This window comes from Rhizobium sp. SG570, assembly GCF_012275345.1.
Taxonomy (GTDB): Bacteria; Pseudomonadota; Alphaproteobacteria; order Rhizobiales; family Rhizobiaceae; genus Rhizobium; species Rhizobium lusitanum.
In genome coordinates this window covers 232,358-258,052 of record NZ_JAAZQI010000005.1, presented here as the reverse complement: position 1 = coordinate 258,052, position 25,695 = coordinate 232,358, and the positions used below count along the sequence as shown (strand labels likewise).

At 61.1% G+C, this 25,695-nt stretch carries 23 protein-coding genes and 1 riboswitch; of the genes, 11 read left to right on the top strand and 12 right to left on the bottom strand.

Annotated elements, in window-relative coordinates; all coding sequences use genetic code 11:
- Window positions 1–21 precede the first annotated feature (21 nt).
- The 6 genes from FHT28_RS13100 to epmA all read right to left on the bottom strand — a co-directional run bounded on the left by FHT28_RS13100 (window position 22) and on the right by epmA (window position 5,812).
- Window positions 22–981 (bottom strand): DUF1839 family protein, encoded by a 960-nt coding sequence (locus FHT28_RS13100; protein ID WP_080760453.1) that lies wholly within the window; start codon window positions 979–981, stop codon window positions 22–24.
- 8 nt (window positions 982–989) lie between these two features.
- Entirely contained in the window at window positions 990–1,898 is a 909-nt protein-coding gene (locus tag FHT28_RS13095; protein WP_047637699.1) for an amino acid--[acyl-carrier-protein] ligase, read from the bottom strand.
- A 5-nt stretch (window positions 1,899–1,903) separates the two neighbouring features.
- A complete protein-coding gene (locus FHT28_RS13090; protein WP_037196170.1) occupies window positions 1,904–3,097 on the bottom strand; it encodes an acyl-CoA dehydrogenase family protein in 1,194 nt (397 codons plus the stop codon).
- On the bottom strand, window positions 3,097–3,348 hold the full coding sequence (locus FHT28_RS13085) for an acyl carrier protein (protein WP_037196168.1): 252 nt from the start codon (window positions 3,346–3,348) through the stop codon (window positions 3,097–3,099). The genes FHT28_RS13090 and FHT28_RS13085 overlap by 1 nt, the downstream gene beginning before the upstream one ends.
- A 350-nt stretch (window positions 3,349–3,698) precedes the next feature.
- Window positions 3,699–4,751 carry a lysine-2,3-aminomutase-like protein gene (locus FHT28_RS13080; protein ID WP_037195908.1) on the bottom strand — a complete coding sequence of 351 codons (1,053 nt, stop codon included), beginning with the start codon at window positions 4,749–4,751 and terminating at the stop codon, window positions 3,699–3,701.
- Window positions 4,748–5,812 (bottom strand): EF-P lysine aminoacylase EpmA, encoded by a 1,065-nt coding sequence (gene epmA, locus FHT28_RS13075; RefSeq protein ID WP_037195906.1) that lies wholly within the window; start codon window positions 5,810–5,812, stop codon window positions 4,748–4,750. Before epmA ends, FHT28_RS13080 begins: the two co-directional genes overlap by 4 nt.
- A gap of 151 nt (window positions 5,813–5,963) precedes the next feature.
- On the opposite strand from epmA, the gene efp reads away from it, so the two are divergent.
- Window positions 5,964–6,533, top strand: coding sequence for an elongation factor P (gene efp, locus FHT28_RS13070; protein WP_037195905.1), 570 nt, complete (start codon window positions 5,964–5,966; stop codon window positions 6,531–6,533).
- A gap of 107 nt (window positions 6,534–6,640) precedes the next feature.
- Here the strand turns inward: efp and FHT28_RS13065 are convergent, their stop codons facing one another.
- Window positions 6,641–8,500: an ABC transporter ATP-binding protein/permease gene (locus tag FHT28_RS13065; RefSeq protein ID WP_037195903.1), complete on the bottom strand. Its 1,860-nt coding sequence runs from the start codon at window positions 8,498–8,500 to the stop codon at window positions 6,641–6,643.
- Window positions 8,501–8,665: 165 nt separating this feature from the next.
- Here FHT28_RS13065 and FHT28_RS13060 point away from each other — a divergent pair, with 165 nt between their 5' ends.
- The 10 genes from FHT28_RS13060 (at window position 8,666) to FHT28_RS13015 (ending at window position 17,848) form a co-directional block, all read left to right on the top strand.
- Window positions 8,666–9,508: a MoxR family ATPase gene (locus tag FHT28_RS13060; protein WP_168596465.1), complete on the top strand. Its 843-nt coding sequence runs from the start codon at window positions 8,666–8,668 to the stop codon at window positions 9,506–9,508.
- Complete coding sequence (locus FHT28_RS13055) at window positions 9,508–9,930, top strand: NUDIX domain-containing protein (protein ID WP_047553936.1); 423 nt, start codon at window positions 9,508–9,510, stop codon at window positions 9,928–9,930. Before FHT28_RS13060 ends, FHT28_RS13055 begins: the two co-directional genes overlap by 1 nt.
- Before the next feature lie 78 nt (window positions 9,931–10,008).
- A riboswitch (SAM riboswitch) is annotated at window positions 10,009–10,086 on the top strand.
- Window positions 10,087–10,136: 50 nt separating this feature from the next.
- Window positions 10,137–11,063: a homoserine O-succinyltransferase gene (gene metA / locus FHT28_RS13050; RefSeq protein WP_037195896.1), complete on the top strand. Its 927-nt coding sequence runs from the start codon at window positions 10,137–10,139 to the stop codon at window positions 11,061–11,063.
- Between the two features lie 3 nt (window positions 11,064–11,066).
- Window positions 11,067–12,254, top strand: coding sequence for a VWA domain-containing protein (locus tag FHT28_RS13045; RefSeq protein ID WP_168596464.1), 1,188 nt, complete (start codon window positions 11,067–11,069; stop codon window positions 12,252–12,254).
- 110 nt (window positions 12,255–12,364) lie between these two features.
- On the top strand, window positions 12,365–12,787 hold the full coding sequence (locus tag FHT28_RS13040; RefSeq protein ID WP_037195892.1) for a hypothetical protein: 423 nt from the start codon (window positions 12,365–12,367) through the stop codon (window positions 12,785–12,787).
- A 202-nt stretch (window positions 12,788–12,989) separates the two neighbouring features.
- Window positions 12,990–14,015, top strand: coding sequence for an aldose epimerase family protein (locus tag FHT28_RS13035; RefSeq protein ID WP_168596463.1), 1,026 nt, complete (start codon window positions 12,990–12,992; stop codon window positions 14,013–14,015).
- Window positions 14,016–14,137: 122 nt separating this feature from the next.
- Complete coding sequence (locus tag FHT28_RS13030; protein WP_037196166.1) at window positions 14,138–14,911, top strand: GntR family transcriptional regulator; 774 nt, start codon at window positions 14,138–14,140, stop codon at window positions 14,909–14,911.
- Window positions 14,908–15,939 carry an SIS domain-containing protein gene (locus FHT28_RS13025; protein WP_047553946.1) on the top strand — a complete coding sequence of 344 codons (1,032 nt, stop codon included), beginning with the start codon at window positions 14,908–14,910 and terminating at the stop codon, window positions 15,937–15,939. Before FHT28_RS13030 ends, FHT28_RS13025 begins: the two co-directional genes overlap by 4 nt.
- Entirely contained in the window at window positions 15,939–17,096 is a 1,158-nt protein-coding gene (gene nagA, locus FHT28_RS13020) for an N-acetylglucosamine-6-phosphate deacetylase (protein ID WP_168596462.1), read from the top strand. The genes FHT28_RS13025 and nagA overlap by 1 nt, the downstream gene beginning before the upstream one ends.
- Window positions 17,097–17,119: 23 nt before the next feature.
- Window positions 17,120–17,848 (top strand): SIS domain-containing protein, encoded by a 729-nt coding sequence (locus tag FHT28_RS13015; protein WP_168596461.1) that lies wholly within the window; start codon window positions 17,120–17,122, stop codon window positions 17,846–17,848.
- 94 nt (window positions 17,849–17,942) lie between these two features.
- On the opposite strand, the gene FHT28_RS13010 is transcribed toward FHT28_RS13015, so the two are convergent.
- The 5 genes from FHT28_RS13010 to FHT28_RS12990 form a co-directional block, all read right to left on the bottom strand.
- Window positions 17,943–21,122 carry a multidrug efflux RND transporter permease subunit gene (locus FHT28_RS13010; RefSeq protein ID WP_047553951.1) on the bottom strand — a complete coding sequence of 1,060 codons (3,180 nt, stop codon included), beginning with the start codon at window positions 21,120–21,122 and terminating at the stop codon, window positions 17,943–17,945.
- A complete protein-coding gene (locus tag FHT28_RS13005; RefSeq protein WP_174157031.1) occupies window positions 21,119–22,294 on the bottom strand; it encodes an efflux RND transporter periplasmic adaptor subunit in 1,176 nt (391 codons plus the stop codon). The genes FHT28_RS13010 and FHT28_RS13005 overlap by 4 nt, the downstream gene beginning before the upstream one ends.
- Before the next feature lie 318 nt (window positions 22,295–22,612).
- Entirely contained in the window at window positions 22,613–24,442 is a 1,830-nt protein-coding gene (locus tag FHT28_RS13000) for an ABC-F family ATP-binding cassette domain-containing protein (protein ID WP_047553952.1), read from the bottom strand.
- Window positions 24,443–24,444: 2 nt separating this feature from the next.
- A complete protein-coding gene (locus tag FHT28_RS12995) occupies window positions 24,445–25,098 on the bottom strand; it encodes a thiamine diphosphokinase (RefSeq protein ID WP_047553954.1) in 654 nt (217 codons plus the stop codon).
- A gap of 73 nt (window positions 25,099–25,171) precedes the next feature.
- On the bottom strand, window positions 25,172–25,687 hold the full coding sequence (locus tag FHT28_RS12990) for a MarR family transcriptional regulator (RefSeq protein WP_047553955.1): 516 nt from the start codon (window positions 25,685–25,687) through the stop codon (window positions 25,172–25,174).
- Between the last annotated feature and the right edge of the window lie 8 nt (window positions 25,688–25,695).

Sequence of the window (25,695 nt, the reverse complement as noted above, 5' to 3'; positions counted from 1 at the left end):
TCGCAACCGAACGGCAGCCGGTCAGAGCTTCCGTTCAAGCAGCCCCATCATGGCATCCCACGCATCGGCCGCCGGATCAAGCGCCGTCCGCAATGGCTCGAATTTCTTGCGCGTAATGGCGCGGGCAAGCTGGAACTGCACCGATTTCGCCGCTTCGGAAATCCGTCGCGCTTCGACGGCAGCGTCGGAGAAATCCGCCGTCAGCCAGTCCAGATGGCTGCCCGCGAGCTCGAAATTGGCGCCGAGCTGGCGCAGCGTGTTGAAGGCATATTTATGGAAGAAGCCGAAAGGCCGCTCGGCAACCGCTTCGACCTGCACGGGAAAGACCTCGGCAAAGGCGCGGATAGGATTGGCCTGCGGACGGCGGCGGAAATGGAAGGACAGCAGCTGCCGCGATGTTTGCCGGACGGCGGATTCTCCCGGTGTCTTGTCGGGAAATTTCGCGAATTCCGTATAGGGCAGGAACGGCAGGTCGTCTTCCGTCAGCTGCAGCTGGAACAGCCCGTCGAAATCTTCACCTGAGAGGCGGAAGAAGCCGCCATTGTGGAAATAGTCGATTGTACGGCCGTCCATATCGAGCCGGTTGATCGCGACAGTCGTCTTGCCATGCTCGCGGCGATAACCGACGCCCTGCGTATCAGGCATGAAGAAGGAGTCCATCTCCACCAGGCAGAGCCGGCCGCGGCCGATCTGCTCGCCGACGTGATGCTGGACCTTGTCGTAGATCGCAAGCTCCGTGCAGCGGATGCCGTAGAGCGCTTCGAGATCTTCGAGCGGCACCTTAAAGAAAGTGAACTGGTCGCCCTCGAAATCCTGGCCCAGCGTGAAGCCAAGCATGGCTTCCGGCTGAAGCTTCAGGCTCGAGAGCACTTCGATCCACAGATCGATGTAGCAATTGGTCTCCGGCCACATGCGTTCGCTGTCGTGCAACGCATGTGGCTTGTAGGTGGCGGGATCCAGTCCCTGGAAAACGGCAGCCATGGAAGCGATCAGCCCCACAGCGTCTTGCGCACGCTCTCGGGCCATTCCTTGACGTCGAGACCATGGTGGTGGAAGAGCGCCAGCGCAATGCGCTCGAGGCCGAAGCCGACGCAGGCGGTATGCGCAACGCTACCGTCAGCGAAGTTCAAACCCCATTTCGTCCCAAAGGCGTCCTGGTGATAGTTGAAGCTCATACAGGCCGTCGGGTTGGCTGTCGAGGTGATCGGGATCAGCAGTTCGAACTTCAGGTTCTGGTCGCGCTGGTTGTTGGCGAGCATCTTGCCGGCGCGGCCGAAGAAGGGATCGTTGGCAACGTCGATGGTCACGTCGAGGCCGACGGCCTTCATCATCTCGATGCCGCGATCCATCCAGCTTTGGCGGAAATCCGTCACATGCTTGTCGGTGCCCATGCAGACATATTCGCGCATGCGGAAGAGCTGCTGGCGGGCCGGATCCTTGGATGGCTCGTGACGGAAGCAGTAGGACTGCAGATCAAAGAGCGCGCCGCTTTCCGACAGAGCGCCGCGCTTGGCAACGGTCGGATAAAGCGGATAGCAGGCCGCCGGCGTCAGCACGATATCGGTCGCCTGCTGGTCTTTCGTCCAGTCGTCGCCGACTTCCATGCACTTCAAGAGGCTCATATGGTCGAGTTCGCTGCCGCAGAAGCTGTGCACCGTGCCGGCGAGCTGCGGGAAGCTCTTCATGTAGCCGCTCTTTTCGAAAAAGGCGCGGTTCATGCCCGGCGGAAAGCGGATGGCCTCGGCGCCATCGGCGCCGCCGAATTTGTCGATCAGCCGCTCGAAGGCGGCAATGACGTCTTCGAACTGACCGCTGCGCCCGTAGAGACCGTCAACGCCGGTGTCGATCAGAAGACCAGAATCAAAAAGACGATCGAGAAACGAGGATTTCATATCCATTACGATTACCCCAACAGGCTTGTATCTTGTTTGTGGACGAGCAGCATGGTCGACGTGTTGCCGAGAATGCGATCATTCGAGATCATCAATTGAGCGGAGTGCGCATCGCGCAGATGGCGGCCGAGGCTGTAGGGCGTGCCATTCTTGTAGCCCATGATGCCGCAGATCAGCATGGCGTGGTTGATGATCGGCAGGATCATCTCCGACGACGCGATCTTGACGTTGTTCATCGCGACGGCAAAGGCCATCGAAGACAGCCGATCGGCATCAACCTTGGCCTCTTCATAAACCTTAAGACCGGCAACGACATTCGACTTCACCATCTGCAGCAGACTGGAGACTTCCGCCAGCCGCAATGCACCCGGCGGCTGCGTGCCCGGCGATTTGCGGGCCGCTGCGCGCACGAAAGCCTGAGCACGGGCAACGGCATCGGCCGCAATGCCGTACCAGACGCCGCTCCAGAGCAGATGCGAGCTCGCCAGCATCGATTGCGCGGCGATCTCGGCAAACGGCTTCGGCAGGATCTGCACGGCCGGCGCCTCGCCCTTGAACAGGAAGCCGTCGGAGCAGGTGCCGCGCATGCCGAGCGTGTTCCACTCGACCGTGCGTTCAATCCTATACTGATCCCTAAGGAAAACCGTCAGCACCTGGTCGGAAGAAGCCGCCTCGGCGTGGCTGCGGGATGTGATCAGGATCGCATCGGCATGGGCGCCATAGGAAATGACGGTCGCATCCTTTTCCAGGAAGCAGGTATCGCCCTCGACCTTGATGGCGCAGATGCTGTTGCGCAGATTGCCGCCAATGCCGCCTTCAGTCGTCGCCGAGGCCAGCAACAGCTGCTCGCTCGCAATGCGGCGCATGAAATCACGGTGCCAATCGCTGTCGGCGCCATGCTCGACCAGGCTCGAAAGCTTGATCTGATGCATGGCGAAAACCATGGCGCTGGCCGCGCAGGCCTGGCCGAGGATCGAGCAAAGCTCGGCGATTTCAGTGATCGATGCGCCCTCGCCGCCAAGAGCGGCCGGGATCTGGATGGATAGCAATCTCTCGGCGCGCATCGCGTCGACGGCTTCGCGCGGGAACCGGCCCTCGGCATCGACGGCATCGGCGTGTTGGCTGGCGATCGCGGCGACGCGCGCGGCACGTACCGCCGGTCCGTCTCCCGTCCCAACCTCAAGCAAAGCGACCGCCACGCTCATCATGCAACCTTCCGGCTGTCCAGGATCATACCGACAGTCTTTTCGATGGCGGCAATGCTGGCGAAGGACTTGCGGTTCAGCAGATTGTCGGGAAACTCAACGTCAAAAGCCTCTTCGATGCCGAGCATCAGCTGTACGGAAGCAAATGAGGACAATCCCGTGACATAGAGATCGGCATCATCGGCAATCCCATCGACAGCAACGGGAAGCGCACCGAATTTGGTCAGCAAATCGCGAATCGTCTTATTCATAATCTTGTCCCTTCTGGCAATGGCAAGCATAACTGCAGTTACGCAGTCTTATCGTCAGCCAAGAAGTAACGGGCAAAATAGAACATTCCGCTAATCGACGTGGTAAATACAATTGGGATATACTTCTAGAAAATTCGCATATTCAACATTTTTCTAAATGAAGTTTACCATCTGTAAGCCATGCAAGGCAGCGTTTACAGGCAAATATTAAGATGCCCTAATATTTTCGCGTATTCGATTTGTGAATAGGCACCACCGACAATAAGGTTAATGTGCCAACTTCGCCAATACGTTTTATTCAAAAAATCTCATAACAAGCATAGCGGCAGAGTAAAACGGCGGCCCAGGATCTATGAATCGGGCGGGTAGACGTGCTCGCCGCCGCGATAATCCGAAATCGAGTAGCAACCCTCGCTGACCTCGCGAACCGAACTCTTGCCGATATCCGCCTTGCCGTGGCCGCCGGGAATATCGAGAATGTAGGTGGGCTGGCAGAGGCCGGAAATGCGGCCGCGCAGAGCCGAAACGATCGCCTGGCCTTCGGCGATCGTCAGGCGAAAATGGCTGGTGCCGGGCGCAAGATCGGGATGGTGCAGGTAATAGGGCTTCACCCGCGTTTCGACGAAAGCCTTCATCAGGGCTGCCAGCACATCCGGATCGTCGTTGACGCCCTTCAGGAGCACCGATTGGCTGATCAGCACGATCCCCGCATCGACCAACCGGGCGCAGGCAGCGCGCGCCTCACCCGTCAGTTCCCGCGGATGATTGGCATGCAGCGCCACATAGATGGTCTTGCCGCTAGCCTTCAGTGCCGCGATCAATGCCGCATCGATCCGCAAGGGATCGACAACGGGAACGCGCGTGTGGAAGCGGACGATCTTCACATGATCGATATCGGCCAACTGCCGCAAGATCTCTTCGAGCCGGCGCGGCGAAAGAACCAGCGGGTCGCCGCCGGTGAGAATGACCTCCCAAATCTCGCTGTGACCGCGGATATAGGCAAAGGCGGCATCGAGCGCCTCGCCGTCGAGCGTCCCGAGACCTTGTGGCCCGACCATCTCGCGGCGAAAGCAGAAGCGGCAATAGACCGGGCAGACATGCACGGCCTTCAGCAGCACGCGATCCGGATAGCGATGGACGATGCCTTCGACGGGGCTATGGGCATGATCGCCGATCGGATCGGCACGCTCTTCCGGCGTGACGGCAAGTTCAGCCATGTCGGGCAGGAATTGCCGGGCAATGGGATCGGCTGGATCGGTGCGGTCGATCAGCCGCGCAACGGTCGGTGTCAGCGCCACCGCATATCGCTCCGTCACCGCCTCCAGCGAAATCGCCTGATCGGCATCGATCAATCCGGCACGCTCGAGTTCGCTGATATTCCTGATCGGACGCATCGAATTCATACGCCGAACTCCGCAACCGGCGCCCAGAGCACCTGCTCGATCCGCGAGGCCCCGGTTGCCAGCATGACGAGCCGATCGAAGCCGAGCGCGATGCCGCTTGCGTCAGGCATGACGGCAAGCGCCTCCAGAAAATCCTCGTCGAGCGGATAGGTTTCGCCATAGACGCGCTGCTTTTCCGCCATCTCGATTTCGAACCGCCGCCGCTGCTCGTCGGCATTGGTCAGTTCACCGAACGCATTGGCAAGCTCGACTCCGCAGGCATAGAGCTCGAAACGTTCGGCGACACGGTGGTCTCCAGCGGAGGGCCGGGCAAGCGCGGCCTCGGAGACGGGATATTCATCGAGGATCGTCGCACGGCCGAAGCCGAGATTGGGTTCAACCTTCTCGACCAGCACCCGGCTGAAGAGATCGGGCCACACGTCATCTTTGGCGACGCGTATGCCGACCCGCCGCATGTCCGCCGCCAGACGCTCCGGGTCCGTGGATCCGTCCATGCCGATGGAGGCAAAAAGATCGATGCCGGCGTAACGTTCGAAAGCCGCTCCGACGCTGATACGCTCCGGCGTGAGGAAAGGATCGGTCTCGGCGCCGCGATAGGTCAGCTTTTTTGCCCCGACCGTCTCGGCTGCCAGCGCCAGCAGCACAGAACAGTCGGCCATCAGGGCCTCGTAGCTTTCCCCAGCCCGATACCATTCCAGCATGGTGAATTCCGGATGGTGCAGCGGGCCCCGCTCACGATTGCGATAGACATGGGCAAAACAGGCGATGCGCTCCTCACCGGCCGCGAGCAGCTTCTTGCAGGCAAACTCTGGCGACGTATGAAGATAGAGAGGTGATGCCTTGCCGTCCGTCGTCAGCGCCTCGGTCTCGAAGGCATGGAGATGCGCCTCGTTGCCGGGCGACACCTGCAGCGTCGCCGTATCGACCTCGATGAAGTCGTTGCGCGCGAAGAAACCCCGCAGAGCCGCCTGGATGGCGTTACGGCCAATGAGAAACGGCCGCCGGTCCGCATGGACATTGCGGGTCCACCAAGGAGACGCCTTGCTCGTTGTTGGCTTCATTCCTAGCTTTCTTCAGGGCGCAGGCCGCGTTGGGGGTGGCAATTTCCATTGATTTAGGGTAGTTGCGCCCCCAAGCAAACAATTGCTGCGTCTCGGAGAGCATTTAGACAGTCCCTCTACGACGCAAAACACAGCGTTACAAGGAAGTCTTATGGTCAAGGTCATCGCCTCTTCGGTCCGCAAGGGCAACGTTCTCGACGTCGACGGCAAGCTCTACGTCGTTCTCACCGCCGCGAACTTTCATCCGGGCAAGGGTACGCCGGTTACCCAGGTCGATATGCGCCGCATCGTTGACGGCGTTAAGGTGTCCGAACGCTGGCGCACCACTGAGCAGGTCGAGCGCGCCTTCGTCGAAGACGTGAACTTCCAGTACCTCTATGAAGACGGCGAAGGCTTCCACTTCATGAACCCGGCCAACTACGATCAGGTGGTCGTCGATGTCGAGACCATGGGCGACCAGAAAGCCTATCTGCAGGAAGGCATGACCTGCGTCCTGTCGATCCACGAAGGCATTCCGCTCGCGCTCCAACTGCCGCGCCATGTCACGCTTGAGATCACCGAGACCGAACCGGTCGTCAAGGGCCAGACGGCATCCTCGTCCTACAAGCCCGCCATCCTGTCGAACGGCGTGCGCACCATGGTGCCGCCGCACATCAACGCCGGCACCCGCGTCGTCATCGCCACGGAAGACAATTCCTACGTCGAGCGCGCCAAGGACTGAGCCTCGGCCGCTTGCTTGCATGAGAAACGCCTCGTCGCCAAGACGGGGCGTTTTAGTTTCAGCGGCTGGCGTCGCCATGGCCGGACATGCACGTCTCCGAAGCAAAGTTACGGCGCGTTGGCCTTCTTCGTATCCCTGACCGTTGCCTCTGCGGGTACGGCCGCCGGTGGCGTGGCTGCGGCCACATCATCCTCGTCGCGCGATACCAGTGCCTGCAGATGCAGGACGCGAGGGGACATGGCATGAAGATAGGCTTCGTTGCGGCCGATATAGATCACGGTCACGTCGGTCAATTCCGCCAGCAGCGCTGAAAACTGCGCCTGAATTTCCGCCTCCAGCCCTTCCATGGCGTCGTCGAGGACTACCCATTTCGGCTTCGCCAACAGCAGATGCGCAAAGCCGACGGCCTTCTGCTCCTCGATATCAAGCAGCCGGTCCCAGCGGGCTTGCGTGTCGAGACGGCTCTTGAGGCGACCAAGGCTCACCTTGTCCATCGCGGCCTCGACCGCGGCCTCGTCGTAGACATCCCGATCCTCAGGGAAACAGATCGCCTCCCTGAGCGTGCCGCTCGGCACATAGGGTGTGTGTGGCATGAACAGAACGTCTTCCATCGGCGGCAGGCTGACGGTGCCGGAGCCGCTATACCATTGATGCGCCAGCACCTCGAACAGCAGCCGGCGGTTCACGCCGTGATCGCCGTTGACCATGATGTGTTCGCCGGCATTGATCGTGACCGTCCCCTCGGCAATCCGGAAGCCGTTCTCGGTCGCCTCGTCGCTGGTCCTGGTGGAGATCTCCATGTCGGTCCATACCATCGTGCCGGGCGCGGCCTTCTCGAAGACGAGGGTGTGCGGCATCGGCGTCTTGTCGTCCATCTCCGTCAGTGCCTTGCGGAAATCGGTGACGCGCATCAGCGTGGCGCGCCATTCGGCGATCGGTCCGAAATTGGCAACATACCAGCGCAGGGCCGAATTGACCTGATTGAAGGCGCCGACTGCCACCATGAGCTGGCCGAAGGTCAGCCCGCCGGAGAAATAGGCGGGCGCAGCCACGAGGATGGGGATGATCAGCACCAGCCAGCCATAGCCGGCGGAAACCCAGGTGAGATTGGTATTGGCGATCGCAAGCTGGCGGATGACGGCGAGCACGGCGGAAATATCGACATTGATCCGCCGGCGTTCATTCTCTTCGCCGCCGGCAATGGTGATCGCCGGCATATGCTCGTTGGCATGCATGAGCGCGAAGCGCAGCTCGGCTTCCTTCGAATAGCGATCGGCATTCAGCCGCACCAGCCGGCGGCCGACGAACTGGCTGAGGAACGATGCCGAACCGGCATAGAGGATCGCCGCCCAGACCATATAGCCGGGGACGGAGAAGCTTGCGCCCCTGAAATGGAAGACCATGCCGCTCGACAGTTCCCAAAGCACGCCGATGAAGCTCAGCAGCAGGATCGTCGCCTGCACCAGGCCGATCGCCAGACCCGTCGTGCTTTCGGCGAGATTGCGGGCATCCTCATGGAGCCGCTGGTCTGGATTGACGCCGATCAGGCCGGAGGAGGCAAGGCGAAGCGCACGCTTGGCCTGCAGCCATTGGTTCACCAGATCCCTTGCCAGGCCCTCGCGCATATAGAGCGCGGTCATCTGGTTCAGCCATGCCTGGATGACGTTGAGGACCAGAAGCGAGCCGGCAATGATGCCGAAGACGCCAAGCTGGTGGAAGAAGGCGGAGGTATCGCGCCTTGCCAGCGAATCGTAAAAAGGAGCGTTCCAGCTGTTGAGCAGCACCTGGACATAGGCGGTGACCAGGATAATCAGGAAGAGCGCTACGGTCAGCGAAATGATCTTGATGCGTACCGGCGAATTCCAGAAAGCCGAGAACATCATCCTCAGCCGAAAGAAAAGACTCAAATCGTAACCGACCTGCTCGTTTCCCTGGATATTCGGCTTGGCTTGCGCTTCAACTGCCATCAGCACTTCCCTGCGACGCACGTCCCGTCAGTTAATCAAGACCCGCCCTCATGTCCACCCTTGCAACAGATTGGTGCGATCACGTTCCTATATACACGGTTTCACGCCTTGAACCGAATAAGGTCAGCAACTAGCTTGCACTGGAAAGATTGAGAAAGCCTTCCGATGCAATTTCAAGGAACTGCCGACTATATCGCCGACAAGGATCTGATGGTCGCCGTCAATGCAGCCATCCGGCTGGAGCGTCCGCTTCTGGTAAAGGGTGAGCCGGGCACGGGCAAGACGGAACTGGCGCGACAGGTGGCCGCTGCTCTCGGCCTGGACCTCATCGAGTGGAACGTAAAATCGACCACCAGGGCGCAGCAGGGCCTTTACGAATACGATGCCGTCTCGCGCCTGCGCGACAGCCAGCTCGGCGACGCACGCGTTCATGATATCAGCAACTATATCAGACAGGGAAAGCTCTGGCAGGCCTTCACCTCGCCGCGGAAATGCGTGTTGCTGATCGACGAGATCGACAAGGCCGATATCGAATTTCCGAACGACCTCTTGCAGGAACTCGACCGCATGGAATTCCATGTCTACGAGACCGACGAAACGATCCGGGCCGCCATCCGGCCGATCGTCATCATCACATCAAACAATGAAAAGGAGCTGCCGGACGCCTTCCTGCGCCGCTGCTTCTTCCACTATATCCGCTTCCCCGACATGGAAACACTGGAGCGCATAGTCGAGGTACACTATCCCGGCATCAAGCAGACGCTTCTGCATGCGGCGCTGACGCAATTCTTCGAGATCCGAGACGTGGCGGGCCTGAAGAAGAGGCCCTCGACATCCGAAGCGCTCGATTGGATCCGTCTGCTCGTCGCCGACGATGTCGATCCGGCCACGCTGCGCGGCGATGCCAAAAATGCGCTTCCGAAGCTGCACGGCGCTTTGCTGAAGAACGAGCAGGACGTGCACCTCTTCGAGCGGCTGGCCTTCATGGCGCGTGGGCAGGGAAAATAATGCAGCCGGATGCTGTTAAGGTCCTGATCTACGCCGTTCGGGAGCGCCACCTGCTTGTTTTTGACGAGCCGGATTTTCCGGCGGTCGAACTGCAGGTCCCCGGCGGCACCGTCGAGGCCGGCGAAGACATAGCGGCAGCGGCAGCACGAGAGTTCGAAGAAGAAACCGGGCTCACAGCAAACGCGCTGCATCCGCTCGGCATCGACGATTACCGGTTCGAGAAGAGCGGTCGCACCTGTCACCATCAGCGGCATTTTTTCCGCTGCACCCTCCCGGAGACGACACCGGCCACCTGGCGCCACTTCGAGATGACGCCGTTCGATGGCAGCGCACCCATCTGCTTCCGCTTTTTCTGGATATCGCTCGCCGAGGCGCGGAAGCGTCTCGGCTATGGCATGGCGGCGCTTCTTGAACATTTGTAAGTGAGAACCGACATCAGAGCGCGGCCGCCAGCCCCCGCAAAGCTTGCCCATTGACCAGCGGGAACAGCAGGTTTATGAAATTCCTTCTGTGGTGATTTGGCCGGCCGGCTTGCAGCCACGTTAAATAAGTCGCTAAAGGGCCGCGTGCGGACCGGTAGCGATTCATGATCGCGGCCGGTTTTTTTGTATTTGGTCGAGTGAAAACAATGCCCATCAAGATTCCCGATACGCTGCCCGCATTTGAGACCCTCCGGAACGAGGGCGTGCGGGTGATGACCGAAACGGTGGCGATCCGTCAGGATATCCGCCCCCTTCAGATCGGGCTTCTCAACCTCATGCCGAACAAGATCAAGACCGAGATACAGATGGCGCGCCTCATCGGCGCATCGCCGCTGCAGACGGAGTTCTCGCTGGTGCGCGTCGGCGGCCACAAGGCCAAGAACACCTCCGAGGAACACCTGTTTTCCTTCTACCAGACCTGGGAAGAGGTCAAGGATCACAAGTTCGACGGTTTCATCATCACCGGCGCGCCGATCGAGCTGCTGGAGTATGAAGAGGTCACCTACTGGGACGAGATGCGGCAGATCTTCGACTGGACGGCGACCAATGTGCATTCGACGATGAATGTCTGCTGGGGGGCAATGGCCGCCGCCTATCATTTCCATGGCGTGCCGAAGCATACGCTGAAGGAGAAGGCCTTCGGTGTCTATCGCCACCAGAACCTTGCACCGTCATCCGTCTATCTGAACGGCTTCTCCGACGATTTCGCCATTCCGGTCTCGCGCTGGACGGAAGTGCGCCGCGCCGACATCGAAAAGGTGCCTGGCCTGCAGATCCTGATGGATTCAAGCGAAATGGGCGTCTGTCTCGTGCACGAACAGGCCTGCAACCGGCTCTACATGTTCAATCACGTGGAGTATGATTCCACCTCGCTGGCGGACGAATATTTCCGGGATGTGAATGCGGGCGTGCCGATCAAGATGCCGCATAACTACTTCCCCCATAACGACCCGGAGATTCCGCCACAGAACCGGTGGCGCAGCCATGCACATCTGTTCTTCGGCAACTGGATCAACGAAATCTACCAGACCACGCCTTATGATCTGGAGGAGATCGGCCAAGAAAGGGCTTGAGCCTTGTTCATTCCCTTCTTCCTGAAGCTGAAGGAAGCAAAGGTACCGGTGACACTCCGGGAATTCCTGTCGCTGCTCGAAGGGATGGAAGAAGGGATAGCCGATTACGATATCGAGGCCTTCTACTATCTGGCCCGTACGACGCTGATCAAGGACGAGCGCTTCATCGACCGCTTCGACCAGGTTTTCGCCGATTATTTCCGTGGCGTGGAAGCGATCGGCGGCAATGCGGAAGCGATGGAAGCGACGGCCATTCCCGACGAATGGCTGCGCAAGCTGGCGGAAAAGCATCTCACCGAAGAAGAACGGAAGCAGATCGAGGCGCTCGGCGGGTTCGACAGACTGATGGAGACACTGCGCCAGCGCTTGGCCGAACAGCAGGGCCGGCATCAGGGCGGCTCGAAATGGATCGGCACGGCAGGCACATCGCCCTTCGGCGCCTATGGCTATAACCCTGAAGGCGTGCGCATCGGCCAAGAGACGTCGCGCAATCGCCGGGCGGTGAAGGTCTGGGATCGCCGTGACTTCCAGAATCTCGACGACGGCGTCGAGCTCGGCACCCGCAACATCAAGGTGGCGCTGAAGCGCCTGCGCCGCTGGGTGCGCGAGGGCGCCGCCGAAGAGCTGGATCTCTCCGGCACCATCCGCTCCACCGCCGAACACGGCTATCTCGACGTCCAGACCCGGCCGGAACGGCGCAACGCCGTCAAGCTCTTGATGTTCTTCGATGTCGGCGGTTCGATGGACGATCACATCCGCGGGGTGGAGGAGCTGTTTTCCGCCGCCCGCTCCGAGTTTCGGCACATGGAGTATTTCTACTTTCACAACTGCCTCTATGAGGGCGTGTGGAAGGACAATCGTCGCCGGCGTGTCGATGTGACAGCGACAACGGATCTGATCCGCACCTTCGGTCCCGACTACCGTGTCGTCTTCGTCGGCGATGCCGCGATGAGCCCTTACGAGATCACGCAGCCGGGCGGCTCGGTGGAGCATTGGAACAAGGAGGCCGGCAACGTCTGGCTCGCCCGCATGACCGGCCATTTCCGCAAATGCGTCTGGCTCAACCCTGTTCCGGAAGACTCCTGGGGCTATACGACCTCGATCTCTCTCATCCGCCGCATCATGGCTGACCGCATGTATCCGCTGACGCTCGGCGGACTGGAGAGAGCGACGAAGGAATTGTCACGCTGACTGATCAGCATTTGCATGCCGCAGCGCCACCAAATTACCACAACCATTTGTAGATAAAGAAGCGCAGCAGATACCGTCCCAAATCACTGCGGAAACTGGTGGAGATATGCGTGCGCCACGCTGTGAAATTACTTCTCTTCATCGCAACCATTTTGCTCGTCTCGCAGCAGGCAAGATCCGAGGAAGAGGGCTTCTCCGGACAATGGGAACAGATCGACTCCAACGTGAGCGCCGGTGAAAAATGCCGCGTGGGAATAATCAGGCAAGGCAGATTCATGAGGATCAGCACGAACAACGGCTGGAGCGCCACCGCAGAGACGAGCAGCAACGGAAATTCCAGCTACGCGGCAGGCATGGGACGTTGGAACTCCTACGTGGAAAAATATAGTCAAAAAGCGTTCTATATCCTTCTCGCCGTTCGCGGCGACAGATTGATGGTGATCATGAAGACCGAAAAAGCGGATGGGTCGAACCAAATGGTCAGAACGCTTTTCAGCAGACGGACAGCCAAACTTCGTTACGGCAAGACATAGTAGATCAGGATGAAATCGACCGCCTGTCTTACGCACCGCACATTCGCGGCATAACGTGCCAGTCCCAAGCCAGCGGCAAAGCCTAATCAGACCTTGCCTCTCCTCTGCTCGCCCCTAGTTTTCGCCATCGAACTGGTTGCGGAACGGCGCGAATGGAGGCAGGGTCTGACCTCGCATACTCAAAAGCAATGGATGAGTTGATATGACGGAAAGTACTTTGCAGCGGGAAATTTTTGGGACGACGGCGGATGGGGATACCGTCTATCGCGTCAAGATCGTTGGCGGCGGCCTGACGGCGCATATCATGTCCTGGGGCGCGGTCATCCAGGATCTCCGGCTTGATGGCCATGAGCCGGCCTTGCTGCTCGGCTTCGACAATTTTGCCGATTATCCCCTCCACTCCTCCTATTTCGGCGCTACGCCCGGCCGCTGCGCCAACCGCATCGGCGGTGGCCGCTTCACGCTGGATGGCAAGCAATACCAGCTCGAACTCAACGAAAAGGGCGTCACGCACCTGCACGGCGGCAAGGACAATATCGCCAAGCGCAACTGGACGATCGTTGAGCACGACGCCGACCGCGTAGTCCTCAAGATCGTCGATCCCGACGGGCGCGCCGGCTATCCCGGCAACTGCACGATACAGGCGACCTATCGAGTACATGGCAACGGCCAACTGTCGGTCACCTACGAATCGACCACCGACCAACCGACGCTCGCCAACGTCTGCCAGCATGCCTATTTCAATCTCGACGGCCGCGACGATGCCCTCGGCCACGACATCATGATCGCCGCCGATCACTATACGCCGACGGATGAGAAGCAGGTACCCACGGGCGAAGTGCGTTCGGTCGAAGGCACGGCGTTCGATTTCCGCGAGATGGCTCCGATGAAGCGCTTCGACGGAACGGAACAGGCGCTGTACGACCATAACTTCTGCCTCTCGACCGAGCGCACTGCCAAGCGTTCCGTTGTGCTGGCCCGCAGCGTCAATTCCGGCGTGTCGCTGGAAGTCCGCACCACCGAACCCGGCGTGCAGTTCTATACCGGCTTCAAGCTCGACGTTCCGGTTCCCGGCCATGATGGCCGCAAGATCGGACCGTTCGCCGGCTTCTGCCTGGAAACGCAGGTTTGGCCCGACGCGATCAATCACGAAGACTTCCCCAATGCCGTGCTCCGCCCGGGCGAGGTATTGCGGCAGGAAACGGATTACATCTTCACCAAGAACTGATCGGGGCATGCCCCGCTCTCTTGAAATTCGGCCGGGCGTCCAAAGCGCCCGGCCGATTCTTTTTAGGCCCGCAGGCAGATTCGCCTTGTGAATTGGTTCTAAATAGGTTCTATATGCACATCATGGATAGAACCAGTTTGATCGCTGAATTGAACAGCCGCGGCCTCAGCGATGGGACCGGGAGTGGGCCGCTCTATAAGCGCCTGGCGCAGGCACTGACGGGCCTTATTCAGGAGGGACTGCTGAAATCGGGCACCGCGCTGCCCGGCGAACGCGATCTTGCCGGCGCCCTGCAGATCGGCCGCGTCACGGTGCGAACGGCCTATCGCGACCTGCTCGCTTCGGGCGTCATCGAATCCCGCCACGGCAGCGGCACCTTCGTCTCGCAGCATGTCGAGCGCATCGAGCAGCCGCTCTGGCGCCTCTCCTCCTTCTCCGCCGACATGCGCTCACGCGGCCGCGAGCCGGCAGCCCGCATCCTGTCGCGCACCATCAGCGCGCCGGCGCCGGAGGAATCCTTCCTGCTCGGCCTCGGCCTTGACGAACCCGTGCTGCGGCTTGACCGCCTGCGCCTGGCCGACGGCCAGCCGCTCGCCATCGAACGCGCCGTCGTCCCCATCAAATTCCTCGGCGAGGACGCGGTATCCGAGGGTTCGCTCTATGATGCGCTCGCCGCCAAGGGCTTCAAGCCCGTGCGTGCCCAGCAAAGGCTGACGGCCGTGACGCTGGACCCAACATCCGCATCGATCCTGACCGTCAAGGCCGGAGCACCGGCGCTTTTGATCGAACGGGTGTCACGCCTCGCGGACCAGCGCGTCGTCGAATACACCCGCTCGCATTATCGCGGCGATGCCTATGATTTTGTAGCTGAATTGAGAATTGGAGATGACCTATGAGCGAGACCCAATCCCTGATGCTGACGGAAGCCGGCCAGTCGCCGGACGTGGTTGCAACGCTGCTTGACAAGGAAAAGCCCGCCTTTGCCGAAATCGCGAAGCTCTTCTCCTCCACGCGCCCATCGCTGGTCACGACAGCCGCGCGCGGCTCTTCCGACCATGCCGCGACCTTCTTCAAATATCTCTTGGAAATATCCTGCGGCATCCCGGTCGCCTCGGTCGGCCCGTCGATCGCCTCCGTCTATGGCGTTCCGCTCCACCTAAAGGGCGGCATCCACTTCACCGTGTCGCAATCCGGCGGCAGTCCCGATATCATCGCCATGCAGGCCGCCGCCAGGAAGGGCGGCGCTACCACGATCGCCGTCGTCAACGTCACCGACAGCCCGCTTGCCAACGAGGCCGACATCGTGCTCGGCCTCAATGCCGGCAAGGAACAGAGCGTCGCCGCCACGAAATCCTTCATCGCCTCCGTTGCAGCTCTTGCCGGCGTCACCGCAACGATCTCGCAGGACCAAGCCCTCTTCGCCGGCCTAGCCAGGCTGCCGGAAGCACTGAGGGCCACCTCGGGCATCGACGGCAAGGCTGCCGAAGACGTGCTCTTCAACGCCTCCTCGCTCTATACCGGCGGACGCGGCCCCGCCTTCGCCATCGCACTTGAAGCCGCGCTGAAGGCCAAGGAAACCGCCGGCCTGCACGCCGAAGCCTTTTCGCTGGCCGAACTGATGCATGGCCCGATGCGGCTGGTGCAGCCGGGCTTCCCCATCGTCGCCTTCTCGCCCGATGACGCGGCCTTCGCCAACAATGCCCGGGCGCTGGAGCGACTGCAGAAGCTCGGCGCAACCGCCGTCTCCTTCTCGACCGCTCCGCTTGCCGGGATCAACCTGCGCATGCCGACCACCGGGAACGGCCTGCTTGATCCGCTGGTATCGCTGCTTTGCTACTACCGCCTCATCGAGTCCGTGACGCGCCGCAAGGGCTTCGATCCTGACAAGCCGGCTAACCTTCTCAAGATCACGGAGACCATGTGATGGACTACAAGGTCTTTACCGGCGCCCGAATTTTCGACGGCGACCGCTTTCACGACGACAGTGCACTGGTGATCGGCAACGGCCGCATACACGCGATCACCAGTGCCAACGACGTGCCCGACAACGCCGAAACGGTCCAGCTGAACGGCGGCGTCCTGTCGCCGGGCTTCATCGACGCTCAGGTGAACGGCGGTGGCGGCCGCATGCTGAATGACGAGCCCTCGGCCGAATCCATGTACATGATCGCCGAGGGGCATCGCCCCTATGGCACCACCTCGCTGCTGCCGACGCTGATTACCGATGTCGCGGCCGCGACGACGGCTGCAACCGAGGCGGCAGTCGAGGCCGTGAAGGCCAATCGCGGCGTCGTCGGCCTGCATCTCGAGGGCCCGCATCTGGCGCCGGCCCGCAAGGGTGCGCATCTGGCCGAGCTGATGCGTCCGGTCGAGGACAGCGATGTCAGAACCTTCATCCGCGCTCGTGAGGCGATCGGTACGCTGCTGGTCACCATGGCGGCCGAACAGGTGACGGAGCGGCAGGTGCAGGCGCTTGCCGAAGGCGGCGTCATCGTCAGCATCGGCCATAGCGACTGCACCGCAGAAGCGGCAAATGCGCGTTTCGATGCCGGCGCCCGCGGCGTCACCCATCTTTTCAACGCCATGAGCCAGATGGGCCATCGTGCGCCGGGTCTGGTCGGCGCGGCGATCGACCATCCTGCCCCGTGGTGCGGTATCATCGCCGATGGCCACCATGTCGATCCGATAGCATTGCGCGTTGGACTTCGTGCCAAGCGCGGCGAGGGCCGGCTGTTCTTCGTCACGGATGCCATGTCGCTCGTCGGCACCGATCTTCCGAGCTTTACGCTGAACGGCCGCACGGTCTATCGCACCAAGGGCGGCTATTGCTCCAAGCTGACGCTGGACGACGGTACACTCGCCGGCTCTGATGTCGATATGGCTTCCACCATCCGCTATGGCGTCAATGTCCTTGAACTGCCGCTGGCCGAAGCGTTGCGCATGGCGACCTCCTATCCCGCCCGCTTCCTGCGGCTCGGCGATCGTGGCCACCTGACGCCCGGAACCCGCGCCGACCTGGTCCATATCGACGATGGGATCGAGGTCACCGAAACATGGATCTCGGGCCAGCCTTCGGCTTGAAACAATCGAGAAGGAGGCACGGCATGAGCACAATCACAGACAGCTATTTCTCCGCCCTCATCGGCCGGCTGGAAACCCTGCGCGAAACGCTGGCGGAACCGATGTCGAGGGCCGCCGCCGCCATCAGCACGGCTGCGCGCGCCGATCGCCGCGTCTATGTCTTCGGCACCGGCCATTCGCATATGCTGGCGGAAGAGGTGCACTATCGCGCCGGCGGCTTGGCTTTCACCATCCCGGTGCTTGTGGGATCCGCCATGCTGCACGAAGGCGCCGTCATCAGCTCGGTCTATGAACGCACGGAGGGCCTCATCCGCCCGATCTTCGAGCGCTATGGCATGCAGCCGGGCGACGTGCTGATCATCGCCTCCAATTCTGGCGTCAATGCCGCCCCTATCGAGGCTGCCGATTTCGGCCGAGAAATCGGCGCGACCGTCATCGCCATCACCTCGTCCGCCTATTCGGCCGCCATTGCCAACGGCCGCAGGAGGCTTGCTGATATCGCAGATATCGTGCTGGACAACGGCCTGCCGCCGGGCGACGCCATCATCGACCTGCCGGGCACCGACCTGAAGGTCGGGCCGGCATCGACGGCCATCGGCACCACGGTGCTGAACGCCATCTTCGCAGATGTCGCCGCCGAGCTTTGCAAGGACGGCGAACCGCCCGTCTACCTCAGCGCCAACATGCCGGGCGCCAAGGAAACCAATCAGCGGCTGGTGAAGAAATATCGGCCACGCAACCCGCATCTCTAGAAACGCGCGGCGGTTTTCAGTCCGGAATTGCATGAAAGCAAACGATTGGAGCGGCTCAGCGATCCCATGGAAAGCTGAGCCGCTCCAATTGATGTTATTGCGCCGCCGCGTCTGAGGCTGACGGCTCTTCCACCACTGCCTCTGTCTGCTTGCGCCGCCTGCGCAGCACGACGTAGAAGACCGGCGTCAGGAACAGGCCGAACAGCGTCACGCCGAGCATGCCGGAGAATACGGCCGTGCCGAGCGACTGGCGCATTTCCGCGCCGGGTCCGGTCGCAATCATCAACGGCACGACGCCGAAGATGAATGCGAAGGCCGTCATCAGGATCGGGCGCAGACGCAGATGGCTGGCCTCGATCGCCGCCTCCACCGCGCTCTTTCCTTCGAGCTGCGCCTGACGCGCGAATTCGACGATCAGGATCGCATTCTTGGCCGCAAGGCCGATCAGCACGATGAGCCCGATCTGCGTCAGGATATTGTTGTCCATGCCTCTCAGATGCACCCCGATCAATGCGGCGAGCACCGCCAGCGGCACGATGAGGATGATGGCGAGCGGCAGCGTCCAGCTTTCATACTGGGCCGCAAGCGCAAGGAAAACGAAGATGACCGACAGGGCGAAGATATAGACCGCCGTATTGCCGGTATTCCTTTCCTGATAGGCAAGCTCCGTCCATTCGAAGGTCGTGCCCGTCGGAAGAAGGTTCTTCGCCAGCCCCTCCATGGTGTCGAGGGCCGTACCGGTGGAGACGCCCGGCGCCGGATTGCCCTGGATGGGAACCGACACATACATATTGTAGCGCTGCACCAGCGTCGGCCCGGTCGTATCCCGGATATCGACGAGGGTGCCGAGCGGCACCAGCGCGCCAGTGGCTGAGCGAACCTTCAGCGCCAGAATATCCTCCCGGTCCATGCGATATTGCTGGTCGGCCTGCGCCCGCACCTGATAGACGCGGCCGAAGGCATTGAAGTCGTTGACGTAGGACGTGCCGAGGTTGATCGACAGCGTCTCGAAGATGTTCGGGATCGGCACGTTCAGCGCCCGCGCCTTGTCGCGGTCGATCGCCAGGAAATATTGCGGGCTGTTGGCCGAGAAGGTGGTGAAGACGCCGGTGACACCCTTATTCTGAGCGGCAGCGCCCATCATTTGATAGGCCAGCGGCAGGATCCGGCGCATGTCGGGATTTTCGCGGTCCATGATCTGCATCTTGAAGCCGCCGGAATTGCCGACGCCGCGGATCGATGGCGGCGGAATGGCGATGATGAAGGCCTCCTGAATGCCCTGGAGGCTACCATAGATCTGGCCGATGATCTTCATGGCCGTCTCGCCGCTCTTCAATCTCTCCTCGAAGGGTTTGAAGGGCGTGAAGATGACGCCCGAATTCGAGGCATTGGTGAAGGTCGCGCCATTGAAGCCGGCAAAAGCAACCGCGTTTTCCACGCCAGGCGTCTTGTTGATGATCGCGGTCGCCTTCTCGATGACGGCATTGGTGCGCGCCAGCGACGCTCCATCCGGCAATTGCACGACGACGATGGCATAACCCTGGTCCATTGTGGGAACGAAGCCCTGCGGCACGATCCTGCCCATGAACCAGGTCGCGCCGAGCAGCCCGACGAACACGAGAAGAGCGCAGCCAAGCGCGACCCAGGTGGTGACGAGATGGCGGATGACCCAGGAATAGCCCCTGCTCATCGACTCGAAACCCCTATTGAACCCATCGCCCAGAGCGCGACCGAAACGCGAGACGATATTGTTGGATTTCTTGTGGTCGTGTGGACGCAACACGATGGCGGCAATTGCTGGCGAGAGCGTCAACGAATTCAGGCAGGAAATCGCCGTTGCGATCGAGATGGTCACCGCGAACTGCCGGTAGAACTGTCCCGTTATGCCCGGAATGAAGGCCGTCGGCAGGAAGACGGCGATCAGGACCAGCGAAATCGCCAGAACTGCAGTGCCGACCTCGTTCATCGTCACATGCGACGCCTCCTTTGGCGTCATCCCGAGCGCCAGGTTGCGCTCGACATTTTCGACGACCACGATCGCGTCGTCGACGACAATGCCGATGGCAAGCACCAGGCCGAACAGCGTCAGCATGTTCAGCGAGAAACCGAAGGCAAGCAGGAAGGCGAAGGTGCCGATGAGCGATACCGGAATGGCGACGATCGGAATGATCGCCGTCCGCCACGACTGCAGGAAGACCAGCACGACGATGGCAACGAGCACGGCTGCCTCGAAGATCGTCTTATAGACCTCGTAGATCGATTCCGCGATGAATTCGGTCGGATTGTAGACGATGCGATATTCGAGGCCCTGCGGAAAATCCTGAGCCAGGCTCTGCATCGTCTTCTGGATGCTTGCGGCGGCGTCAAGCGCATTGGTGCCGGGGCGGGCAAAGATGCCGAGCGCAACCGCCGGCTTGCCGTTCAGATAGCTGTTGGTAACGTAGTCCTGCGCGCCGAGCTCGATACGCGCCACGTCCTGCAGCTGCACGAGCCGGCCGCTATCCGTCGCCTTGACGATGACATAGCGGAATTGCCGCGCATCGGAAAAACGCCCCTGGGTCGTCACCGTATATTGAAAGGCGTTGGTGCCCGAAACCGGCGGCCCGCCGATCGAGCCGCCGGACACCTGCACGTTCTGGTCCCGCAACGCCTGGACGATGTCGCCTGCGGTCATGCCGTAGGCAGCGAGCTTTTCCGGGTCGAGCCAGATGCGCAGCGAATATTGCCGCTCGCCGAAGAGCTGCACGTCGCCGACACCGTCGAGACGCACGAGAAGGTCGCGGATGCGCGTTCGGGCATAGTTGGAGATATAAAGCTGGTCGTAGCGGTTGCTCGGCGAGAGCAGATGCACGACCATCATCAGATCCGGCGAGCTTTTGACCGTGGTGATGCCGATGCGGCGGACATCATCGGGCAGGCGCGGTTCGGCAATGGCGACGCGGTTCTGCACCAGCACCTGCGCCTTGTCGAGATCGGTGCCGAGCTTGAAGGTGATGGTCAGCGACATCGAGCCGTCGGCGCTGGAATAGGAGGACATGTAGAGCATGTCTTCCACGCCGTTGACCTCCTGCTCGATCGGCGTCGCCACCGTATCGGCGATCGTCTGGGAATCGGCGCCCGGATAGGAGGTGCGCACCACGATCGTGGGAGGCGCGACCTCCGGATATTGCGCCACCGGAAGCTGGAAATAGGCAATGCCGCCGACGATCAGCAGCACGATGGACAGAACCGACGCGAAAATCGGCCGGTCGACGAAAAAATGGGAAAACCTCATTGATCCGTCCCCTGTGCGTCCGCCTGAGCCGGCGGCTCGTCATTCGACGCTTCCTGCGGCAATTCGATCAGCTGAGGCGCGACCTTGACGCCGGGCCTGATGCGCATCAGGCCGTTGACAATAATGGTCTCGTCACCAGTCATGCCGTCGCGGATCACGCGGTAGCCATAAAGCTTCGGCCCGACCCGCACCGACTTCGGCGTCACGTTGCCGGCCGTGTCGACGACATAGACGACACGCTGGTTCTGATCCGAACCGATGGCTTCGTCGGGCACCAGAATCGCCTTGTAGCTGTTAGAGCCCTGCACCTGGATGCGCCCAAACAGGCCGGGCTGGAGAATGAGATCGGGGTTGGGGAAGGTAGCGCGAACACGGATCGTACCCGTTTGATTGTCCACACGGTTTTCCGCAAAGTCGAGCTTGCCCTTGAAAGACTTCTGGTGAGAGTCGGCGATCGTCACGGTGACGTTGAGACCGCCGCCGCCCTGCTGCAAGGCGCTGCCGTTCTTGCGCGCCTCGTCGGCATAGGAAAGCAGCCGGCGCTCATCGACGTCAAAATAGAAATCGATCGGGTCGAGAGACACGATGGTCGTGAGGATGGTCTGATCGGCCTGCACGAGATTGCCGACGGAAATCAGCCGACGGTCGATCCGGCCGCTGAGCGGCGCGGTGATCTTGGTGAAATCCATGTCGAGATTGGCGCGATCCACGGCCGCCTCCGCCCCACGCACATTCGCCTGCGCCGAGATCAGGTCGCGGCGGCGATCGTCCAGATTCGAGGCCGACTGGCTGCCCGTCGTCGAGAGGGATTCCGTCCGCTTGAATTGCGCATCGGCAAGCGTGAGCGACGATTTCGCCACCTCCAGCGACGCCGTCGCCTCGTTCAAGGTGGTGATGAACGGCCGCTGGTCGATGACAAAGAGCAGATCGCCCTGCTTGACCATGGTGCCGTCCTTGAAATGCACCTCCTGCAGATAACCGCCGACCCGCGAGCGCACGGAGACCTCGTCGACCGCCTGGAAGCGCCCGATGAACTCGTCGCTGTCGATGACATCGCGAACGACGGGCTTGGCGACTGTGACGGGCGCAGCCGGCGGCGCGCTTTGCGCCAGCGCCTGGGCGCTCGAGAAAACGGTGATTACACAGCTGAACAAGATGGCACGCGGCAGCATCGGCATGAAGGCCCCCTCGAAAAACCGCACACGGCAATAAGCGCCGCCGCGTTAAACGTCTACGATATTTGCCTGCAACTTTTACGAAGGACCTGTCGCCATCAGGCGAAATCCAATCAAGTCTCTTCGGACTTCCCCAACATGCACCACGGGCCGCGCCGGCCCGGGGGTATCAACCGGCTCATCGTCCGGCAGCATACGTTAATGTATAAACAGTTTATCGGATTCGACAACAGGGAATGAAGCGGCCGCGACCGAGCGCAACCGATTGTTTTTTCTAATATAGACGGACGCGCATAGGGCGAGCTGGCAGAGATATCAGCCCTCCAGCTCCTCGCGCAGCATTTCAAGCTCAAGCCATTCCTCTTCCATCCTGATCAAGCTTTCGCGCAGCTTTTCCATCTCTGCCGCAAGACGATTGAACGTAGCGGGATCCTTGGTGAAGAGAGTGGGATCGGCCATTTTCTTCTCGCGGACGGCGATCTCCGCTTCCGCCTTGGCCATTTCCTTGGGCAGGTTTTCCAATGCGAATTTCTGCTTGTAGGAAAGCTTGGCCTTGCCTTTCGAAGCGTCCGCGGCGGATGACGCAGTCTCTGCGGCCCTCGGCTTTTCAGCCGCCTTTTCCGCCCGCTTGCGCTCTTCCATCGCGCCCTTGCGCTGGGTGAGCATGTCCGAATAGCCGCCGGCATATTCGATCCATCGGCCGTCCGGATCTTCCGGGTTGGCGGGCGCGATCGTCGAGGTCACGGTGCGGTCGAGAAAATCGCGGTCGTGGCTGACGAGGATGACGGTGCCGGAAAAGCCGGCGACGATTTCCTGTAGCAGATCGAGCGTCTCGATGTCGAGATCGTTTGTGGGTTCGTCGAGGATCAGCAGATTGGTCGGCCGCGACAGGATACGCGCCAGCATCAGCCGGGCGCGCTCGCCGCCGGAAAGATTCCTGATTGGCGTGCGGGCCTGCTCCGGCTGAAACAGGAATTCCTTCATGTAGCCGGTTACATGCCGTTGCTCGCCGTTGACAAGCAGGTTTTCGCCGCGCCCGTCGGTCAGGTAGTTGGCAAGCGTGTCCTCGGGATCAAGCTCTTCGCGCTTCTGGTCGAGCGTGGCGATCTCCAGATTGGTGCCGAGCTTCACCGTGCCGCTGTCCGGGGCCAATTGGCCGGTCAGCATCTTCAGGAGCGTCGTCTTGCCGGCGCCGTTCGGGCCGACGAGGCCGATGCAATCGCCGCGATGCACGCGGATCGAAAACGGCGCCACGATGACGCGTTCGTCATAGGCCTTGGTGATCTTCTCGGCCTCGATCACCAGCTTGCCGCTCTCCTGCGCATCCGCGGCGGTCGCCTGCACGGAACCCAGCGCGCCCCTGTGGCCACGATGGCGCGAGCGCATGTCGTGCAATTCGCCGAGGCGACGCATGTTGCGCTTGCGCCGCGCGGTCACGCCGTAGCGCAGCCAGTGCTCCTCGCGCTCGATCGCCTTGCCGAGCTTGTGCTGCTCCAGCTCTTCGGCTTCCAGCACCTGATCGCGCCAGGCTTCGAAGAATGCAAAGCCGCGATCGAGCCGCCGCGAGGTGCCGCGATCGAGCCAGACGGTCGCCGTCGAGACTTTTTCGAGGAAACGACGGTCGTGCGAGATCAATACCAGCGCGCTGCGGGTCTTCTGCAGCTCGCCTTCCAGCCATTCGATGGTCGGCAGGTCCAGATGGTTTGTGGGCTCATCGAGCAGAAGGATGTCCGGCTCCGGCGCCAGAACGCGGGCAAGAGCCGCACGGCGCGCTTCGCCGCCCGAAAGGTTCTTCGGATCCTCTTCGCCGGTGAGGCCGAGATGCGACAGGAGATAGGTGACGCGATAGGGATCGTCGCCAGGCCCCAACCCGGCTTCGGCATAGGCGGCCACCGTCTTGTAATCGGCGAAATCCGGCGCCTGTTCGAGATAGCGCACGGTCGACGACGGATGACGGAACACTTCGCCGGACTGCGCCTCGACCATGCCGGCTGCGATCTTCAAAAGAGTCGACTTGCCCGAACCATTGCGGCCGACGAGGCAGATCTTGTCACCCGGCTCCACCTGCAGCCCGGCGCCGGCGAGCAGGGGTGCTCCGCCGAAGCTCAGGAAGATGTCGTCGAGTTTCAGAATGGGAGGGGCCAAGATCAGACTCCGCTGAGATCATAAGGGCGGGCAAGGACGATCGCCCTGCCGCTGCCGAGCGAAAAGCGCACAGCGCCTTCCGCCACATTGGAAATGGTGCGCGACGTGCCGAAGGGCAGATGGAAATCGCGCAAGGGATAACGGGCATTGTCGATGAAAAGCCCCGTAAGGTCGCTGAAACCGAGAACCGAAAACAGCGATCCGGTCGGTAGCTGAAGCATCAGCTCTCCCGGCGGAAGCGGCACCGCTTCCTCATCACCGGAGGTCAACAGCACATCAAAGCCCTTTTCGGCGAGCTGGACGCCGTAGAGCAGGTGCTGGATCGCATGATCAGACCGTTCGCCACCCATGGCCCCGGCGAGGATCAACCTGGTTGCCCCACGATCGATTGCCTCCGATACGGCAATCTCGCCATCGGTTGCCGCCTTCGCCGCCGGATAGGGCTGCTTCGGCACCTTGGGAAACGCCGCGAGGAGGTCCGCGGATGTGGAGTCGAAATCGCCGACCCAGAGCTCCGGCTCTACGCCAAGCGCCACGGCATGGCGCATGCCGCCATCGGCCGCGATGAAACGGCTACCGGAAACCGCGGCGCGCAACCGATCCGTCATGCGAAGCTCGCCGCCGAGTAGGATGGTGAAGGTGGTGGACTGGCTCATGCGCCAAGCCCATAGCGCAAAGTCGTATCCCTAGGGAAGAGCGCCGTTTGCAAGAACGACCCGTGTCGGCCGCTCAGTCGGTCGTTTCCTTGAGGCGGGCCTCAATAACGCGTTCATAGCCTGTGACATAGCGATCGAACAACAACGAGAAACTCTTGATTTCCTCAGCCGACCAATCGGCAAAGATGCCGCCGATGACGGAGTATTTTTGCGCCTGAATTTCCGACAGCAACCGTTGCCCGAGCGCGGTGAGCACGACGACGATGCGCCGCGCATCTGCCTGGGACGCCTTTCGCCGCAAGACACCGCGCGCCACCATATCGGCAACGATGCGGCTCGCCCGCGACGGATCGATGCGCAGGATGTCCGCAATCGTCCCGACGGTGACTTCACCCGTGGCCTCTGCCCGCCTTACGACGTCGAGCACATCGAGATGCGAAAGCTCAAGCCCCGGGGCGACGTTCTGAATGGCGAGCCTGCCGATCATACGGCGGCCTGTCAGCAGGCGCATGCGCGTCATCGCCTGACCGATCAGCAGGAGATTCGCGTCTTCGGTCAGCGGCGGGCCTTCAACTTCACGTGTATTCATCGCTGATG